Origin of the sequence: Pseudoxanthomonas sp. SE1, assembly GCF_029542205.1 — a bacterium.
Classification (GTDB): domain Bacteria; phylum Pseudomonadota; class Gammaproteobacteria; order Xanthomonadales; family Xanthomonadaceae; genus Pseudoxanthomonas_A.
In genome coordinates, this window is the sequence record NZ_CP113783.1 from 1,223,078 (window position 1) to 1,240,951 (window position 17,874).

The window sequence follows — 17,874 nt, forward strand, 5'->3', positions numbered from 1 at the left end:
TACATCCGGTTGGGGTGGTTCCTGCAGGGCAGGGGTGGATCGCAGGGCCGCGGTCCGGGGTGTCGCCAGGAAGGGACAGGCCGACTTGGAGCGGGCCAGCCCGGAAAAGTTCAGGGGCATCAGGTCACCAGACGCAGGATGTCGTTGTAGAACGCCAGTCCCATCAGGCCCGCCAGCGCGGCCAGGCCCATATATTGTCCAGCCACCATGTGGCGTTCGCTCAAGGGGCTGCCCTTGACCAATTCAATAAGGTAATACAGCAGGTGGCCGCCGTCCAAGACAGGAATCGGCAGCAGGTTGATGATGGCCAGGCTCAGGGACATGGCCGCCAGGAACCAGAGGAACCAATCCGGCCCGCGTTTGGCCGATACGTTGGCGACCTGGGCGATGGTGATGGGGCCCGAAACGTTCTTCAGCGAGGCATCCCCGGTGAGCATCCGGCGGATCATGCCCAGCGAGTCCGCGGTCAGCTTGCCGGTTTCGCGCAGGGCGGCCGGGACGGCGGCGACCGGGCCATAGTGGAGCGTGGCATCGTAGCCGGGCATCTGCACCTTCGCGGGGGGCGCCAGTCCCAGGGCCCAGTAGTCGCCCTGGCCGGCCTCGGGATGCCGGGTCCGGCGCGGCGCCAGTTCGAAGGCCAGGCGCTCACCGGCACGATCGACTTCGATCATGGCCGCGCCTCCGCGTTTGCCCAAGGCGTCGACCTGGGTGGCGATGTCGTTGAAACCATGCACCGGGTGACCGTCCACGGCCGTCACCACGTCGCCGACGTTCAGTACGCCGTCGGCGGCCGAGCCCGGGGTGACCTTGCCGATGATCGCCGGCGCGACCCAATGCCGCCAGACCAGCCCGCTCAGGCCGATGGCGTTCTCCTGGTCGAACCCGACCGGCAGGCGGGACAGTGGCAGCGTGCGGGTCAGTTGGCTGCCGGAGGCGGTTTCCACCTCGACCGGGACGTCATCGCCATCGATGGCGGCCTTGGTGAGCACGATGGAGGCGTCGGCCCAGGTATCGATCTTGCGGTCGCCGATCCGGACGATCCTGTCGCCGCGCATGAAGCCCGCATCGGCGGCGATGCCGCTTACGCCGCCCAGCGTGGCCGAGTAGTCCTGTTTGCCCAGCACGAACATGGCCCACAGCAGGACGATGCAGAGCAGGACGTTCGCCAGCGGGCCGGCGGCGACCACGGCGATGCGCTGCCACACCGACTTGCGGTTGAACGCCTGGTCCTGTTGCGCGGCGGGGACATCGCCCTCGGCCTCGTCCAGCATCTTGACGTAGCCGCCCAGCGGGATGGCGGCGATGGCGAACTCGGTGCCATGGCGGTCGCGGCGCGACCACAGCGGCTTGCCGAAGCCCACGGAAAAACGCAGCACCTTCACGCCGCAGCGGCGCGCCACCCAGTAGTGGCCGAATTCGTGGAACGTGACCAGCACGCCCAGGGCCACGATCATCCACCAGATTGAGCCCAGCACGTCACTCATCGGATGTCGGCGCTCATGGGGAGAGGTGGCCTGCGAGGTTGCGTTCGGTCAGTCGGCGTGCCTGCGCGTCCGCTTCCAGCAGCGCATCCAGCGAATCGGCCGGCGTTGCGGGCAACGCGGCGAGGGCATCCTCGACCAGCGCAGGAATGGATAGGAAACCGATCCGGCCCTGAAGAAAGGCTGAAACTGCGACTTCGTTCGCAGCGTTCAGGACCGCTGGCGCCGTGCCTCCGGCCGTCATTGCGTGCCAGGCCAGCCGCAGGCAGGGAAAGGCATCCAGGTCGGGCGCCTCGAAGTCCAGTCGTGGATGCCGCAACAGGTCCAGGCCCGGCACCCCCGATGCGATCCTTTCCGGCCAGCCCAGTCCCACGGCCAGGGACGTACGCATGTCGGGCAATCCCAACTGCGCCAGCGTGGAACCATCGACGAATTCCACGAGGGAGTGCACCAGACTCTGCGGATGCACCAGCACGTCCAGCCGTTCGCGCTCCACGCCGAACAAGTGATGGGCCTCGATCAGTTCCAGGCCTTTGTTCATCAGGGTCGCCGAATCGACCGAAATCTTCGGGCCCATCGACCATTTGGGATGGGCGACGGCCTGTTCGCGCGAGACGCGGGCCAGATCCCCACGGCTCCATCCGCGGAACGGGCCACCCGACGCCGTCAGTACGATGCGGGCGACTTCGCCCTGAGCCTGTCGTGAACGCAGGCACTGGAAGATCGCGTTGTGCTCGCTGTCGATCGGGATGATCTCGGCACCGGCGGCGTCCGCGGCGGCGGTCATCAGCTCACCGGCGAGGACGAGCGACTCCTTGTTGGCCAGCAGCAGGCGTTTGCCGGCGCGGGCCGCCGCCAGGGTCGACGACAGCCCCGCAGCGCCGACGATGGCAGCTACGACGATGTCGCAGCCGGGGTCGGACACCAGCGCATCCAGGGCCGCGGCGCCGGCGTGTGCGCGGGTCGCCAGCCCGGCGTCGGACAGGCCGTCACGCAAGCGTGCGAACTGGCTTTCGTCGGCGACGACGGCATGGTCGGGCCGATGCAGGGTGCACAGTGCGAGCAACGCCTCCACATTGCAGCCGGCTGAAAGCACGCTGGCGCGGTAGCGGTCGGGATGGCGTGCGACCACATCCAGCGCCGATGCGCCGATGGAGCCGGTCGCGCCGAGGACCGCCACGTTGCGTTGTGCGTGCGCGGCCATGTTCAGAACCCGAAGACTTCCTTGCCCAGCACGAAGATGGGCAGCGCCGCGAGCACACCATCGATGCGATCCAGCACGCCGCCGTGGCCGGGGATCACGTCGCCCGAATCCTTGGCACCGACATGCCGCTTGAGCAGGCTTTCAAACAGGTCGCCGACCACCGAGAACAGCACCGTGAATACCGCCACCAGCAGCACACCGGGCACCTGCGCCAGGTCCACACCGGCGATGAGTGCACCGACGCCCGCCACCAGCATGCCGGCTGCCAGGCCACCGAGCAGCCCTTCGAGCGTCTTGTTGGGGCTGATGCGCGGAGCGAGCTTCCTGCCGAGGAACCAGCGGCCGCCGAAGTGGCGCCCTGCGAAGTACGCGCCACTATCGGCCGCCCAGACGATGGCCAGCGCGACGAACAACCAGATGTGTCCATTCGGCTCGGAGGAGTGGATCAGGCCCAGCGCGCACCAGGCGGGCACCACGGCCAGCGTGCCGGCGGCCAGCTTGAACACGCGCGCCCAGGTCTCGTGATCGGACGCGAAATGGAAGAAGCGCAGCCACAGCAGGGCCAGCAGCCACCACATCGCGCCCACGAGGGCCATCAGGCGCAGGGGGACCAGATCCGTCGATCCGCGCGATGCCCACACCAGCAGCACCATCAGCAGCAGGTTGGCGGTCAGCAGCACGGTGCGCTGCAGGGTGTCGTCTATCTCGGCGAGCTTGAACCACTCCCACAGCCCGACCAGGAACACCAGCGCCGCCAGCATCACCAGCCACGACGTGGGCAGCAGCAGGATCGCGCCGATGGCAAAGGGCGCCATCACCAGCGCTGCGATGACGCGGGTGCGGGTGGCGCTGGGCGTGCTCATGCCGTTGTGTCCTCGTGGGTGCCGCTGGCGATCTGCGCGCTGGTCAGACCGAAGCGGCGCTCGCGCTGCGCGAAGTCGTCCAGGGCGCGCTGCAGCAGCGTCGCGTCCAGGTCGGGCCACAGCACGTCGGTGAACCAGAGTTCGGTATAGGCCAGCTGCCACAGCAGGAAATTGCTGATGCGGTGGTCGCCGCCGGTGCGGATGAAGAGGTCGGGCGGCGGCAGGTCGGCCAGCGCGACATGGGCGCCGAGCGTGGCTTCGTCGATGTCCTCGGGCCGCAGGCGTCCGGCCGCGACTTCGGTGGCCAGCGCACGCGCCGCGTGCGCGATGTCCTGGCGCCCGCCATAGCTCGCCGCGATCACCAGGTGCAGGCGCGTGTTGCCGCGGGTCAGTGCCTCGGCCGCGTCCATGCGTGCGCGGATGTCGGCGGAAAATCGAGCGCGGTCGCCGATGAAGCGCACGCGTACCTCGCGGCGGTGCAGTTCGTCGACTTCGCGGTCCAGCGCGTTGAGGAACAGCTTCATCAGCGCGCCGACTTCTTCCTCGGGGCGACCCCAGTTCTCGCTGGAGAACGCGAACAGGGTCAGCGCGCCGATGCCGCGTTCCAGGCAGAAATCGATGCAGGTGTTGACCGCGCGCGCGCCGGCGCGGTGGCCGATCACGCGCGGGCGGCGGCGGCGTTCGGCCCAGCGCCCGTTGCCGTCCATGATGACGGCCAGGTGGCGGGGCACGGACGCGGGGACGGCAGGGGACATGGCAGTCCTCAGACCGCCATCAGTTCCTGTTCCTTGGCCTTGACCACGTCGTCGACGTCCTTGATGGACTTGTCGGTCAGCTTCTGGATCTCGTCCTCGGTACGACGTTCCTCGTCCTCGGTGATCTGTTTGTCCTTCAACAGGTCCTTGACCTGCTGGTTGGCGTCGCGGCGGATGTTGCGGATCGCCACCTTCGCGTCCTCGCCTTCGCCATGGACGACCTTGGACAGCTCCTTGCGGCGCTCTTCGGTCAGCGCCGGCAGGTTCAGGCGGATGGTGGTGCCGGCGGTATTCGGGGTCAGGCCCAGGTCGGACGCCAGGATGGCCTTCTCGACTGCGCCGACCATCTGCTTTTCCCACGGGGTGATCGTGAGTGAACGGGAGTCGGAGACGGTCACGGTGGCGACCTGGCTCAGTGGCATGTCCGACCCGTAGTAGTTGACCTTCAGGTGCTCGACCAGGGCCGTGGAAGCGCGCCCCGTGCGGACCTTCACCAGCGTGTGGCGGAGCGCCTCGATGCTCTTGGTCATGCGCGCCTGCGCGTCTTTCTTGATGTCGTTGAGCATCGCCCTTTCCGTTGCAAAGCCTGTAAACGACCGATTATAGGGCGATTCGGTGCCGTTGCCGACCTGCCGCGCATGGGTCAGCGGGAATGATGCGGCGCCGCATCGTGCAGGTCGTGGCCGCATGCCCCACCACGTTCGATCTGCAGGGTGGCGTGGTTGATGCCGAAGCGATGGTCCAGCGTGTGCACGGTGGCGTCGATGAAGGCATCGTGGTCGTCCTCCCGCGCACGCACCAGGTGCGCGGTCAGGGCGATCTCATTGGCGCCCAGCGACCAGATGTGCAGGTGGTGCACGGCCGAGACGCCGGGCTGCTCGTGCAGGAAGCGGCGGACGTCGTCCGGGTCCACGCTGGCCGGTACGGCATCCATGGCCGCGTCGAAGCTGGCGCGGAGCAGTCCCCACGACCCGACCGCGACCACGACCGCGATCAGCAGCGCCGTGGCCGGATCCAGCCAGGCCCAGCCCAGCGTGGCCATGCCGACACCAGCCAGTACCGCGGCCAGCGATACGGCGGCGTCGGCCATCAGGTGCAGGAAGGCGCCCCGCTTGTTGAGGTCGTGCGCATGGCCATCCTTCACCAGCCAAGCGGCGCCCAGATTGACCAGAATGCCCAGCGAGGCGACCACGATGACCGGTGTGGCGGGGATTTCGGGCGGTGCGCTGAAACGGCGGACGGCTTCCCAGCCCAGCGCGCCGGAAAAGACCACCAGCAGGACCGCGTTGGCCAGCGGCGACAGCAGGGTGGCGCGTCGCCAGCCGTAGGTGTGGCGTCCGCGCGGCCGCCGCCCGGCCAGGACGGCGGCACCCCAGGCCAGCGCCAACCCGAGCACGTCGCCGAGGTTGTGCAGCGCGTCCGACAGCAGCGCCAGCGAGTTCGTGTGGAAACCGTAGCCCGCCTCGATGGCGGTATAGGCGAGGTTGATCAGGGTGACCCACGCGAAGGTGCGCGTGGTCGATGCCTGCGGATGGGCATGCGCCCCGTGGCCGTGGTGGTGTCCGTGTCCCATGGCGGCTAGGGTGCCCGTGGCAGTAGGCGAACACTATTACAGGGCGACAGCGGGCACGCGAAGCCCCCGACGCCCATGAACGGTCTGTAGGAGCGGGCCATGCCCGCGATGCTCTGCGTAGCGTTGCCAAAGAACATCGCGCCTTTGGAGCGCTCCAGAGGGACGGCGCCGTCAGCTGCGGCCTTTCACCAGCGTGCCCACATGCTCGCCGCGCAGGATGCGCATCAGGTTGCCGGGCACGGACAGGTCGTAGATGCGCAGCGGCACGTCGCTGTCGCGGCACAGGGCGAAGGCGGCCGTGTCCATCACCTGCAGGTCGCGGGCGATGACGTCGTCGTAGGTCAGCTGGTCGTAGCGGACGGCGTCGGCGTGCTTGCTGGGGTCCTTGTCGTAGACGCCGTCCACCTTGGTCGCCTTCAGCAGCAGGTCCGCGCCGATCTCGATCGCGCGCAGGGCGGCGCCGGAGTCGGTGGTGAAGAAGGGATTGCCGGTGCCGGCGGCGAAGATCGCGATGCGACCCTTTTCCAAGTGGCGGATGGCGCGGCGTCGGATGTAGTCCTCGCACACGTCGTTGATCTTGATGGCGCTCATCACGCGGCATTTGGCGCCGAGTTTTTCCAGTGCGTCCTGCATGGCCAGCGCGTTGATGACCGTGGCCAGCATGCCCATCTGGTCGCCGGTAACGCGGTCCATGCCACCGGCGGCCAGGCCCGCGCCGCGGAAGATGTTGCCGCCGCCGATCACCAGGCCCACTTCGGCCCCGGCGTCGCGTGCCTCGATGATCTCGCGGGCGATGCGGGTGATGACGGCCGGGTCGATGCCGTAGTCTTCGGCCCCCATCAGCGCCTCGCCGGACAGTTTGAGCAGGATGCGGCGATAGACGAGGGGAGCGGGCATGGGGTGTTCTCGGCGAGGGGGCAAACGCGGCAATTCTAGCCGAGTGCCCCTCCCTCAGTCGCCGGGTTCGTAGATCGCGTAGAGCTTGCGCGCGGTTTCCAGCACTTCCCACGTACCCGTGAAGCCCGCCGGCACGACGAAGCTCTGTCCGGCCTCCAGCAGGATCTCGCTGCCGTCATCGCCGCGCAGGCGCACGCGCCCGCTGAGCAGGTGGCAGAACTCGTGCTCGGTGTAGTGCACGCGCCAAACACCCGCGCCACCCTCCCAGACCCCGCAGTGGAACTTCGCGTCGTGCGTGGAATACGCATTGGCGACGGCCTGGAGCGGCGAGCCTTCGACCAGGCGTTCGGCGGCGACCGGTGCGCGCGTGGCGTCATCCGGCGTGTGCGATACGGCGACGATGCGGGGCATGGGCGGCACCTGGGAGTGGGCCGCTATGATGGCCCTCCTCCTCGGCAGCCATCAAGAAACGACCATGAGCGTGCGCACCCTGCAGGAATTCCTCGCCTCGTCCCGGGAGAAGGACGCCAGTCCGGAAGCCTTCGAACTGGAGAGTCCGCACCTGTTGGAGGTGCGGCTGGACGGCCTGGTCTGGGCCAAGGCCGGGGCGATGGTCGCGCGCAAGGGTGCGGTCAAGTTCACCCGGCAGGGCGTGCTGGAGCAGGGACTGGGCAACCTGCTGAAGAAGGCCGTCAGCGGCGAAGGCATGCAACTGATGAAGATCGAGGGGCAGGGGCGCGTCTACCTGGCCGATGCCGGCAAACGGATCACGCTGCTGCGGCTGGCGGGCGAAGCCATCTTCGTCAATGGCAACGATGTGCTGGCGGTCGAATCGGGCATCGAAAGCCGGATCACGATGATGCGCAAGGTGGCCGGGATGTTGTCGGGCGGGCTGTTCAACGTGCGACTGAGCGGACACGGCATCGTCGCCATCACGTCGCACTACGAACCCCTTACGCTGCCGGTGAATGCGCAGACCGGCCCCGTGTTCACCGACCCCAATGCCACCGTGGCTTGGTCGGGCGGGCTGACGCCGGAAATCATCACCGATATTTCGCTCGGCACCCTGCTGGGGCGCGGGTCGGGCGAGAGCATCCAGTTGCGTTTCGCGGGTGACGGCTGGGTGGTGGTACAGCCTTACGAAGAAGTGGCGCTGCAGCCGAGGCAGTAGCCACCCCGCCCCTCAGGGCGCGATGGCACCTACCGATACCCGGTTGCGCCCTTCGCGCTTGGCGCCATACAGCGCCTCATCCGCCGCACGGAGCAGGTCGTCGACGTGACGGAACTGTTCCAGTGCGCCCTGGGTCGCCAGGCCTGCGGAGAAGGTGATGTGCAGTGGCTTTCCGTCGACATCGGCCATCGCGACGTCGGCCACTTCCGACAGGATGCGCCGCACGACCTGGGCGGCAGCCTCTTCGCCGATGCCGGGCAACACCACCAGGAACTCCTCGCCACCGTAGCGGGCGACGATGTCGCTGCTGCGCACCTGGCGCATCAGCGCCTTGGCGAAATTGCGCAGCACTTCATCGCCGACCAGGTGCCCCCAGCGATCATTGACCTGCTTGAAGTCGTCCAGGTCGATGAAGGCGATCGACAGCGGCCAGCCATGCCGCGTGGCGGTGTCGAACTCCTTCTCGAGAACTTCTTCCAGCTGGCTGCGGTTGTACGCGCCAGTCAAGGGGTCGCGCCGCACCTCCTCCTCCAGCCGGCGCGCACGGTCTTCGTGCTCGTTGGCTTCCTTGCGGGCACGCGCCGCGTCCTGGATTTCGCGCAGGTTGCGCACGACCAGCAGCTCGCGCGCATGGTCCAGCAAGGCCTGGATGCGGGCGGGCGCTGCGGGCGGCACGTCGAACATCGCGTAGACCTCGGGCAACGCGGCGAGCATTTCCTCTGTCGTGGCGAGGAATGCCGGGTAATCCATCCCGAGCCGCGTCGCCGCCTGCATGGCGGCGTGGCGATGGGCTTCCTCCGTCCGTGCCTCGTCCATGCCGGCCAGCCAGATGTCGGCCACGTGGCCGGACACGGCCACGCAGGCATTGAACGTACTGTCCGACGCCGACATTTCGCTCTCGATGATCGCTTCTCTCAGCAGCGCGGGCAGGTTCCATTGACGGGCCAGCCAGCCCCCTATCGTGGCGTGGTCGCACCCCAGCCAGTCGCGCTCGGCCGCCAGCAGTTCGGCGTTGCCGGTGGTGCGTTCGATCAGCCGCGCATAGTCGTCGCCGAGGACTTCCAGCAGGGCCAGCATCCCGATGTCCTGCAGCAGGCCGGCCAGCATCAGCTCTTCTGCCTTGCGCACGCCGGCGTGCTGGCCCAGTACGCGACTGGCCAGTGCGGCGATCACGCTGCGCCGCCAGACGCGTTCCTGCGCGACCGGGTGGCTGCCGCTGCGGCAGTGGGCAAGCGAGAACCCCAGTGCCAAGGTCAGCGTGGCATTGAGGCCCAGCACCGTCAGTGCCTGGGAAAGGTTTTCCACCCGGCGGCGGCTGGCGTAGAGCGGAGAGTTCGCGATGCGCAGCATGCGCGCACTCAGTGCCGCGTCCAGGCCGATCGTGTCGGCGGCCGTCGCCATTACCACGTCGGGATCCTGGGCAAGCTCGATGATCCGCACTGCAACGCCGGGCGGGCTGGGCAGGTTGCGGCAGTTCAGCAACTGGGCTTCGAGTTCGGGACGCATCCGGGTGCGGGCCACGCAGGTGGGAATTGCAGGCAGGATGCCGGCAATGCGCGACGAAGTGTCACGTTTGAAACCAGTTTCGGCACGGGACGTGCAAACTTGAGTCGTGTTCGACGAACGGTCGTGGCGTGCACAGCGCGGCATCCGCCCCGCGATCTTTGCAGGCAACAAAAAAGCCGCGGTTCCCCGCGGCTTTTCCGTCGAAGCGGAGCGGAAAGGCTTACGCCAGGCCGGCCTGCTTCATGACTTCGGCGGCGTAGTCTTCCACCACCTTCTCGATGCCTTCGCCGACCACCAGGCGCTGGAAGCCGACCACGTCGGCGCTGGCGGCCTTGACCACCTGCTCGACCGACTTGTCGCTGTCCAGCACGTACGGCTGGCCGTACAGCGTCACTTCGTTGACGATCTTGTTGATCTTGCCGGAGATGATCTTCTCCAGGATGTCGGCCGGCTTGGCCTTGTCCTTGTCCGACATCTTCGCCAGCTCGATTTCCTTTTCCTTCGCGACGAACTCGGCCGGCACGTCGGCGGCCTTGTTGTGCGGCGGATTCATCGCGGCGATGTGCATCGCCAGGCCACGGGCCAGTTCGGCATCGCCGCCCTTGACCTCGACCAGCACGCCGATCTTGCCGCCGTGCACGTAGGCCGCGACGTTGTTGGCGCTGTCGATCGACACCAGGCGACGGATCTGCATGTTCTCGCCCAGCTTGGCGATGGCGGCGGCGCGGGCTTCCTCGACGGTCTCGCCCGAAGCCAGCTTGGCGCTCTTCAGCGCTTCGACGTCGGCGGCGCCGGAGGTCAGCGCAGCCTGCGCGATGGCGTCGGTGAAGGCGATGAAGTTGGCGTCCTTGGCGACGAAGTCGGTCTCGGAGTTGATCTCGACCAGCACGGCCTTGCCGCCATCCTGGGCCACGGCCACGCGGCCTTCGGCGGTGACGCGGTCGGCCTTCTTGTCGGCCTTGGCCAGGCCCGACTTGCGCAGCCACTCGGCCGCGGCGTCGATGTCGGCGTTGTTCTCGGTGAGCGCCTTCTTGCACTCCATCATGCCGGCGCCGGTGCGCTCGCGCAGTTCCTTGACCAGGGAAGCGGTGATTTCCACGGGATTACCTCTATTTGGATTGGCAAAGCCCCTCTCCCGTCGGGAGAGGGGTTGGGGTGAGGGTGCGGTGGAGTCGCGATGCATGCAGCGTCGACGTGCTCCGTACCCTCATCCACCCTTCGGGCACCTTCTCCCGAGGGGAGAAGGAAGAACATGGACCGCCGCGCAGCATGGCGCGGCGGCGTTGCAGCCGGATTACTCGGCGGCGGCTTCGTCGGACTTCTTGCCGGCGGCCTTCTTGGCCGGGGCGCGACGGGCACCCTTGTCGTCGCCGCCTTCGGCGAACTCTTCCTCGCGCACGCTGGCGGCGTTCGGCTGGGCGGCCTTGCCTTCCAGCACGGCGTCGGCGGCGGCACGGGCGTACAGCTGCACGGCGCGGATGGCGTCGTCGTTGCCGGGGATGGCGTAGTCGACCAGGGCCGGGTCGTAGTTCGAGTCGACCACCGCGATCACCGGGATGCCGAGCTTCTTGGCTTCCTTGATGGCGATGTCTTCATGGCCGATGTCGATGACGAACAGCGCGTCCGGCAGACGGTTCATTTCCTTGATGCCGCCCAGCGAGGCCAGCAGCTTCTCGCGCTCGCGGCGCAGGCCCAGCACTTCGTGCTTGACCAGCTTCTCGAACGTGCCGTCGGTTTCGGCGGCTTCCAGTTCCTTCAGGCGGGCGACCGACTTCTTCACGGTGGCGAAGTTGGTCAGCGTGCCGCCCAGCCAGCGCTGGGTCATGAACGGCATGCCGCAACGCTCGGCTTCTTCCTTCACGGCCTCGCGCGCGCTGCGCTTGGTGCCCAGGAACAGGATGGTGCCGCGCTTCTGCGCGACGCCCGAGATGAAGTTCATCGCGTCGTTGAACAGCGGAACGGTCTTCTCGAGGTTGATGATGTGGATCTTGCCGCGGGCACCGAAGATGTACGGCGCCATCTTGGGGTTCCAGTAACGGGTCTGGTGGCCGAAATGGACGCCGGCTTCCAGCATCTGGCGCATGGTGACTTGGGGCATTGCAATGACTCCATCGAAGGGGAACCCACCGTCCGGTTCTATGGAGGACGGCGCCGGTGAGGGCGGGGTTCCGGGGTTGGGCCTCCCTGCGGCTTCCGTGTCCGAACCCTTCAGCGAAGGGCACCCCGGCACGGGTTGGGGCAGCAGGTGTGGATTCGTCGGTGTCGCCCGACGTGGGCGGTCCGGCCGGGCGGACCCGGACGCGAAGCCGCGGGAGTATAGCGGTGTTGCCCCCGCTGCCGCAAACCAAGCTTGCCTGGCCGGAGCGGGCGCCCGGTCCGGGCCGTTCAGCCCGGGCGCCAAATGGGGGATAATCGGCCAATGGCCATCCAGCTCAAGACTCCCGAAGACCTCGCCCAGATGCGCATCGCCGGCCGACTGGCCGCCGAAGTGCTGCAGGTGGTCGCCCCGCACGTGAAGCCCGGCGTCACCACCGCCGAACTGGACCGCATCTGCCACGATCACATCGTCAACGTGCAGAAAGCCATCCCGGCCAACGTGGGCTACAAGGGCTTCCCGGCCACGGTCTGCACCTCGGTCAACAATGTCATCTGCCACGGCATCCCCAGTGAAGGGAAGGTGCTGAAGGACGGCGACATCCTCAATATCGACGTCACCGTCATCAAGGATGGCTGGCACGGCGACACCAGCCGCATGTACGTCGTCGGCACCCCGTCGGTGATGGCGAAGCGGCTGGTGGACACCACCCGCGAAGCCATGTTCCGCGGCATCCGCGCGGTGAAGCCGGGCGCCACCCTGGGTGACGTGGGCCACGCGATCCAGCAGTACGCCGAAGCCGAACGCTTCAGCGTGGTGCGCGAGTACTGCGGCCACGGCATCGGCAAGGTCTACCACGACGAGCCTCAGGTGCTGCACTACGGCCGCCCCGGCGAGGGCGTGGTGCTGAAGCCCGGCATGACCTTCACGATCGAACCGATGATCAACGAGGGCGCGCGCCACACCCGCGTGCTGCCCGACGGCTGGACCGTGGTCACCAAGGACCGCAAGCTGTCCGCGCAGTGGGAGCACACCGTCGCGGTGACCGAGGACGGCGTCGAGATCCTCACCCGCGTGCCGGGCGACGACAACGACCTGTGAGCAGCCCTCCAGCCGCGAACGGACATGCGACGCGGCTTCCGGACATCGGCCCGGACGTCGCCGATGATGCGGCCTGGTCGGCGGCGGCGCGCGCGTCGCTGGGCCACACCGACGCGCGGCTGGACAAGCGCTTCGACCAGGACGATGGCATGGACCGCATCCTCGCGCTGCGCGCGCGGGCGGTCGACCACCTGCTGAAGGACGCCTGGCTGCGCTGCATTCCGCCGGATGCGCCGATGGCGCTGTTCGCGGTCGGCGGGTACGGCCGCGGCGAACTGTTCCCGCATTCTGACGTCGACGTGCTGGTGCTGGCCGCGCCGGACGTGCAGCAGGCCCATCATGGTGCGGTGGCGCGCCTGTTCGCCCTGCTGTGGGATGCCGGCCTGCCGATCAGCCACAGCGTGCGCTCGGCGGCCGAATGCACTGCGGCGGCGGCGGCCGACCAGAGCGTGCTGACTGCGCTGATTGAAGAGCGGCTGATCGTCGGCGAACCGGTCGACGAAGGCCTGCTGATCGATGCCATCGGCCCTGCGCGGGTCTGGCCGCCACGGGATTTCTTCGTCGCCAAGCGCGAGGAACTGCGCATCCGCCATGCCCGGTTCGGCGACACATCCGACAACCTGGAACCCAACATCAAGGAAGGCCCCGGCGGCCTGCGCGATCTGCATACGCTGGGGTGGATGGCGCTGCGTACGTTCGGCGTGCGCGACCTGGAGGCTCTGGTCGGCCTGGGCCACCTGGGGCCCGACGAAGCCGCCGCACTGGCACGCGAGCGACGCGCGCTGGGGCGCCTGCGTTATGGTCTGCACCGCGTGGCGAACCGGCCGGAAGAACGCCTGCGGTTCGATTACCAGAAGACACTTGCGCAGCGACTGGGCTTCGCCGACGACGCGGAGAGCCTTGGCGTCGAGAAGATGATGCAGGGTTTCTACCGCAGCGCGGCGATCGTGCGGCGCATCAGCGACCGCCTGCTGCAACGCTTCGAAGAGCAGTTCGACGGCGAGGCATTGCCCGAACCGCTGGACGGACACTTCGCCCTGCGTCGCGGCTACCTCGCCGCGCGCGATGGCGACTGGCCAACGGAGGACGTTGGCCGGGTGTTCGCGCTGTTCGCGGTATGGGCTGCCCATCCGCAGGTGCGCGGCCTGCATTCGCGCACCGCGCGTGCGCTGGCCGAGTCGCTGCCGAAGCTGTCCGCCTATCCCGCCGCGACGCGCGAGCAGCGCGACGCGTTCATGGCCCTGCTGCGCGGTCCGCGCGCGGTGGAAACGCTGACCCGCATGGCGCGCCTGGGCGTGCTGGGGCAATGGATCCCCGCGTTCGCGCGCGTATCCGGGCGCATGCAGTTCGACCTGTTCCACGTCTACACCGTCGACCAGCACACGCTGATGGTGCTGCGGAACATCGCCGCGTTCGCCGCCGGGCGCGCGGATGATCGCTTCTCCATCGCGCACGAAGTGTGGCCCCGCCTGCGCAAGCCGGAACTGCTGCTGCTGGCGGGCCTGTTCCATGACATCGCCAAGGGCCGTGGTGGCGACCATTCGGAACTGGGCGCGGTCGATGCGCGTGAATTCTGTTCCGCCCACGGACTCAGCGATGCGGACACCGCACTGGTGGCGTGGCTGGTGGAACAGCACCTGCGCATGTCGGTGACGGCGCAGAAGCAGGACATCTCCGATCCGGACGTCATCCATGCCTTCGCCGCGCTGGTCGAGGACCGCGAGCGCCTGGACTACCTGTACCTGCTGACCTGTGCGGACATCGCCGGCACCAGCCCCAAACTGTGGAACGCCTGGAAGGACCGGTTGCTGGCGGATCTGTATTTCGCCGCGCGCCGCGTGCTGCGCGAAGGTCTGGAGAATCCGGTGGCGCTGGACGAGCGGCTGGACGAAGCCCGTGGCAGCGTGCGCGCGCTGCTGGAGGTGCAGGGCATGTCGGCCGCGCAGGCGGATGCGCTGTTCGCCGTCATGCCCGAAGAGAGCTTCCTGCGCTTCCGCCCCGAGCAGTTGGCGTGGCAGGCCCATGCCATCCGTGGCGCCACTGCCGGCGAGACGCGGGTGCGTGCGCGCCGCATCGCCGACGATGCCGATGCGATGGAAGTGTTCGTCCATTCGCCCGACCGCGACGGCCTGTTCGCCGCCATCCTCGCCACCCTGGACCGCATGGGGTTCGCCATCCACCAGGCGCGCGTGCTGGTGGGGCCGCAGGGCGCGGTCTACGACACCTTCGAAGTGCTGCCCGCCGATGCGTATGCGCCACGCGATCCCGCTGACATCGAGCACACGCTCGGCGAGGCGCTGGCGCGACCGCTCGACAGCGTGCGCACGTCGCGGCGCGCAGTGCCACGCCAGCTCAGGCACTTCCGTTTCGCGCCGCGCATCGAGTTCGGCACCACGCCCGACGGGCGCCGCACCATCCTCGGTCTGGTCGCGCCCGATCGCCCGGGGCTGCTGTCCGACGTGGCCCAGGTGCTGCGCCGGCAAGGCCTGCGCGTACACGACGCACGCATCGCCACGTTCGGCGAACGCGCGGAGGACGTGTTCCAGATCACCGACGAGCACGACCAGCCACTTACCGACATTTCCTTGCAGGATGCGCTGCGCGATGCGCTGCGTGCCGGCATGGACACCCCCACCTGAGACCCGATCATCCGGCAGACCTTTCGATGACCCGCAAAGCCACCAAGAACGAAGAACTGAAGTCCACCATCGAGAGCGCGTTCGAGCGCCGCGCCGAGCTGACGCCGGCCGAGATCGAGGGGTCCACCCGGGCGGCCATCGAACTGGCCATCGAGGGCCTGGAGAGCGGGAAACTGCGCGTGGCCGAGCCCGACGGCAAGGGGGGCTGGAAGGTCAACGAATGGCTGAAGAAGGCCGTACTGCTGTATTTCCGCGTCAACGAGATGGAGCTGGTCGAAGCCTATCCCGCGCCGTTCTGGGACAAGGTCGAGGCGCGCTTTGGCACGTTCGACGAGAACGATTTCCGCAAGCTCGGCGTGCGCGTCGTCCCGGGTGCGATCGCGCGCCGCGGCACGTACTTCGGCAAGGACGTGGTGCTGATGCCCAGCTTCGTCAACATCGGTGCGTACGTGGGTGAAGGCACGATGGTCGACACCTGGGCGACCGTCGGCTCCTGCGCGCAGATCGGCAAGCACTGTCATCTGTCCGGCGGTGCCGGCATCGGCGGCGTGCTGGAACCGCTGCAGGCCAGCCCGACGATCATCGAGGACCATTGCTTCATCGGCGCGCGTTCGGAAGTCGTCGAAGGCGTGGTGATCGGCCATCACAGCGTGATCGGCATGGGCGTGTTCATCGGCCAGTCGACGCGCATCTACAACCGCGCCACGAAAGAGATCACCTACGGCTACGTGCCGCCGGGCAGCGTGGTGGTCTCCGGCTCGCTGCCGGCCGCCGACGGTTCGCACTCCCTGTACTGCGCGGTGATCGTCAAGCAGGTCGACGAGAAGACGCGCAGCAAGACCAGCGTCAACGAGCTTCTGCGCGGGCTGGCGGACTGACGCGTCCATGCCCGGTTGGGCGGCATCTCATCGCTGCGCGCTGTCTCGCGTCGATACCCGATCGGCGTTCTTTCGAGGCGCGTTGAGCGAGGGCAGAATCAAGATGGGTCCCGGCGTGCGCTGGGACGACGGCTCACGATATTGCGGAATCGAGCACACATGACCACGCTTTATGGTTTGAAGAACTGCGACACCTGCGGGAAGGCGACGAAGTGGCTGGACCGCTTCGGCATCGCGTACGAATTCATCGACTACCGCGACAACCGGCAGTCGCCCGAGACCCTGAAGGACTGGGCGGGGAAAGCAGGTGGCTGGGACGCGCTCATCAACAAGTCGTCGACGACCTGGCGGCAATTGCCGGAGAACCGCAAGTCGCCAGGATCGGATGCGGAGTGGAAATTGCTGCTGAAAGAATACCCGCAGCTGATCCGCCGCCCGGTGATCATCACCGGTGAAGGCGGGTTTTCACAGGGCTTCAGCGACAATGGCTTCAAGAAGATCTTCGGAGCCGGCGCATGAGCGATGTCGTCGAACTGTCCAGCGAGCTGATCCGTCGCCATTCGGTGACGCCCGATGACGCCGGTTGCCAGCAGGTGCTCGCGACACGCCTCGGCCAATGGGGCTTCCATTGCGAACACCTGCGCTTTGGCGACACCGACAACCTGTGGGCCACGCACGGAACCGGCTCACCGGTGCTGGTGCTGCTCGGACATACCGATGTGGTGCCGCCCGGCCCGCTGGATGCGTGGACCAGCGATCCCTTTGTGCCGACGGTGCGCGACGGGGTGCTCTACGGCCGCGGTACGGCCGACATGAAATGCAGCCTGGCGGCGTGCACGATCGCGCTGGAGCGTTTCGTCGACGCGCACCCGGACCATCCCGGGACGGTTGCGCTGCTGGTGACCTCGGACGAGGAAGGCGACGCGCACGATGGCGTAAAGAAGGTAGCCGCGCTGTTCCGGGAGCGTGGCCAGAAGATCGACTGGTGCATCACCGGCGAACCCTCGTCCAAGGAGGTCCTGGGCGACCTGCTGCGCGTGGGGCGCCGCGGCACGTTGACCGCGACGCTGACCGTGCGCGGTGTGCAGGGCCATGTGGCGTATCCGCACAAAGCTCTCAACCCCATCCACAAGGCGCTGCCGGCGCTGGACGAGCTGGCGGCGCGGCAGTGGGACGAAGGCTACGAAACCTTCCCGCCGACCAGCCTGCAGATTTCCAACATCCATTCCGGTACCGGCGCCAGCAATGTCATCCCGGGCGAGTTGCAGGTGGTGTTCAACCTGCGCTTCAATCCCAGCTGGACAGCGGAACGGCTGGAGCAGGAGATCGAGGGCATCTTCCGTCGCCACGGCGTGGACTACAGCCTCCAGTGGCTGCGCGGCGGCGAGCCGTTCTACACGCCGGAGGGCCACCTGCGCGCCACCGCGCGCGCGGTGCTGGGCGAATTCGCTGGTGCGCCGCCGGAGGAGAGCACGGCCGGCGGCACGTCCGATGCGCGCTTCATCGCACCGCTGGGTGCGGAATGCATCGAGGTGGGACCGGTCAACGCCAGCATCCACAAGGTCGACGAAAACATCCGCGTGACGGATCTCGATGCGCTGCCCGGCCTTTACCAGAAGCTGCTTGAGCGGCTGATGCTGCCGGTTCGCGCTGCTTTGTAGGAGCGCCCTGGGGCGCGATGCCTTTCACGCCTGTTCCTCTGAAACATCGC

Annotated in this window: 16 protein-coding genes and 1 pseudogene; 6 read left to right on the top strand and 11 right to left on the bottom strand. The window is 67.6% G+C overall.

All coding sequences use genetic code 11. The features are described from left to right. Nucleotides 1-119: 119 nt before the first annotated feature. The 8 genes from rseP to OY559_RS05620 form a co-directional block, all read right to left on the bottom strand. A complete protein-coding gene (gene rseP, locus OY559_RS05585; protein WP_277729078.1) occupies nucleotides 120-1,484 on the bottom strand; it encodes an RIP metalloprotease RseP in 1,365 nt (454 codons plus the stop codon). 13 nt (nucleotides 1,485-1,497) lie between these two features. Then, nucleotides 1,498-2,685, bottom strand: coding sequence for a 1-deoxy-D-xylulose-5-phosphate reductoisomerase (locus OY559_RS05590; protein WP_277729079.1), 1,188 nt, complete (start codon nucleotides 2,683-2,685; stop codon nucleotides 1,498-1,500). A gap of 2 nt (nucleotides 2,686-2,687) precedes the next feature. Further along, nucleotides 2,688-3,548, bottom strand: coding sequence for a phosphatidate cytidylyltransferase (locus OY559_RS05595; protein WP_277729080.1), 861 nt, complete (start codon nucleotides 3,546-3,548; stop codon nucleotides 2,688-2,690). Then, nucleotides 3,545-4,303 (bottom strand): polyprenyl diphosphate synthase, encoded by a 759-nt coding sequence (uppS, locus tag OY559_RS05600; RefSeq protein WP_277729081.1) that lies wholly within the window; start codon nucleotides 4,301-4,303, stop codon nucleotides 3,545-3,547. Before uppS ends, OY559_RS05595 begins: the two co-directional genes overlap by 4 nt. A gap of 8 nt (nucleotides 4,304-4,311) precedes the next feature. Continuing rightward, nucleotides 4,312-4,869, bottom strand: a complete 558-nt coding sequence (gene frr / locus OY559_RS05605) for a ribosome recycling factor (protein WP_277729082.1) — start codon at nucleotides 4,867-4,869, stop codon at nucleotides 4,312-4,314. A 77-nt stretch (nucleotides 4,870-4,946) separates the two neighbouring features. Next, nucleotides 4,947-5,876, bottom strand: coding sequence for a cation diffusion facilitator family transporter (locus OY559_RS05610; RefSeq protein ID WP_277729083.1), 930 nt, complete (start codon nucleotides 5,874-5,876; stop codon nucleotides 4,947-4,949). 171 nt (nucleotides 5,877-6,047) lie between these two features. Next, complete coding sequence (pyrH, locus tag OY559_RS05615; protein WP_277729084.1) at nucleotides 6,048-6,773, bottom strand: UMP kinase; 726 nt, start codon at nucleotides 6,771-6,773, stop codon at nucleotides 6,048-6,050. A gap of 54 nt (nucleotides 6,774-6,827) precedes the next feature. After that, nucleotides 6,828-7,184 carry a cupin domain-containing protein gene (locus tag OY559_RS05620; protein ID WP_277729085.1) on the bottom strand — a complete coding sequence of 119 codons (357 nt, stop codon included), beginning with the start codon at nucleotides 7,182-7,184 and terminating at the stop codon, nucleotides 6,828-6,830. Nucleotides 7,185-7,248: 64 nt separating this feature from the next. Here OY559_RS05620 and OY559_RS05625 point away from each other — a divergent pair, with 64 nt between their 5' ends. Further along, nucleotides 7,249-7,944 (top strand): AIM24 family protein, encoded by a 696-nt coding sequence (locus OY559_RS05625; protein ID WP_277729086.1) that lies wholly within the window; start codon nucleotides 7,249-7,251, stop codon nucleotides 7,942-7,944. A gap of 12 nt (nucleotides 7,945-7,956) precedes the next feature. On the opposite strand, the gene OY559_RS05630 is transcribed toward OY559_RS05625, so the two are convergent. The 3 genes from OY559_RS05630 to rpsB form a co-directional block, all read right to left on the bottom strand. Further along, entirely contained in the window at nucleotides 7,957-9,450 is a 1,494-nt protein-coding gene (locus OY559_RS05630; protein WP_277729933.1) for a GGDEF domain-containing protein, read from the bottom strand. Between the two features lie 220 nt (nucleotides 9,451-9,670). Continuing rightward, entirely contained in the window at nucleotides 9,671-10,549 is an 879-nt protein-coding gene (gene tsf / locus OY559_RS05635; RefSeq protein ID WP_277729087.1) for a translation elongation factor Ts, read from the bottom strand. Between the two features lie 195 nt (nucleotides 10,550-10,744). Next, nucleotides 10,745-11,548 carry a 30S ribosomal protein S2 gene (gene rpsB / locus OY559_RS05640; protein ID WP_142123818.1) on the bottom strand — a complete coding sequence of 268 codons (804 nt, stop codon included), beginning with the start codon at nucleotides 11,546-11,548 and terminating at the stop codon, nucleotides 10,745-10,747. A gap of 321 nt (nucleotides 11,549-11,869) precedes the next feature. On the opposite strand from rpsB, the gene map reads away from it, so the two are divergent. The 5 genes and pseudogenes from map to dapE all read left to right on the top strand — a co-directional run bounded on the left by map (nucleotide 11,870) and on the right by dapE (nucleotide 17,824). Beyond that, the gene (gene map, locus OY559_RS05645) at nucleotides 11,870-12,646 is read left to right on the top strand and encodes a type I methionyl aminopeptidase (RefSeq protein WP_277729088.1); all 777 of its coding nucleotides are present in this window, start codon (nucleotides 11,870-11,872) and stop codon (nucleotides 12,644-12,646) included. Then, nucleotides 12,643-15,285 (top strand): [protein-PII] uridylyltransferase, encoded by a 2,643-nt coding sequence (glnD, locus tag OY559_RS05650; RefSeq protein ID WP_277729089.1) that lies wholly within the window; start codon nucleotides 12,643-12,645, stop codon nucleotides 15,283-15,285. The genes map and glnD overlap by 4 nt, the downstream gene beginning before the upstream one ends. Nucleotides 15,286-15,332: 47 nt before the next feature. Next, nucleotides 15,333-16,163, top strand: a pseudogene (gene dapD, locus OY559_RS05655) (2,3,4,5-tetrahydropyridine-2,6-dicarboxylate N-succinyltransferase); the annotation flags it as partial. Between the two features lie 159 nt (nucleotides 16,164-16,322). Beyond that, nucleotides 16,323-16,682 carry an arsenate reductase gene (locus OY559_RS05660; RefSeq protein WP_277729090.1) on the top strand — a complete coding sequence of 120 codons (360 nt, stop codon included), beginning with the start codon at nucleotides 16,323-16,325 and terminating at the stop codon, nucleotides 16,680-16,682. Continuing rightward, nucleotides 16,679-17,824, top strand: a complete 1,146-nt coding sequence (gene dapE, locus OY559_RS05665; protein WP_277729091.1) for a succinyl-diaminopimelate desuccinylase — start codon at nucleotides 16,679-16,681, stop codon at nucleotides 17,822-17,824. Before OY559_RS05660 ends, dapE begins: the two co-directional genes overlap by 4 nt. Nucleotides 17,825-17,874: the final 50 nt, after the last annotated feature.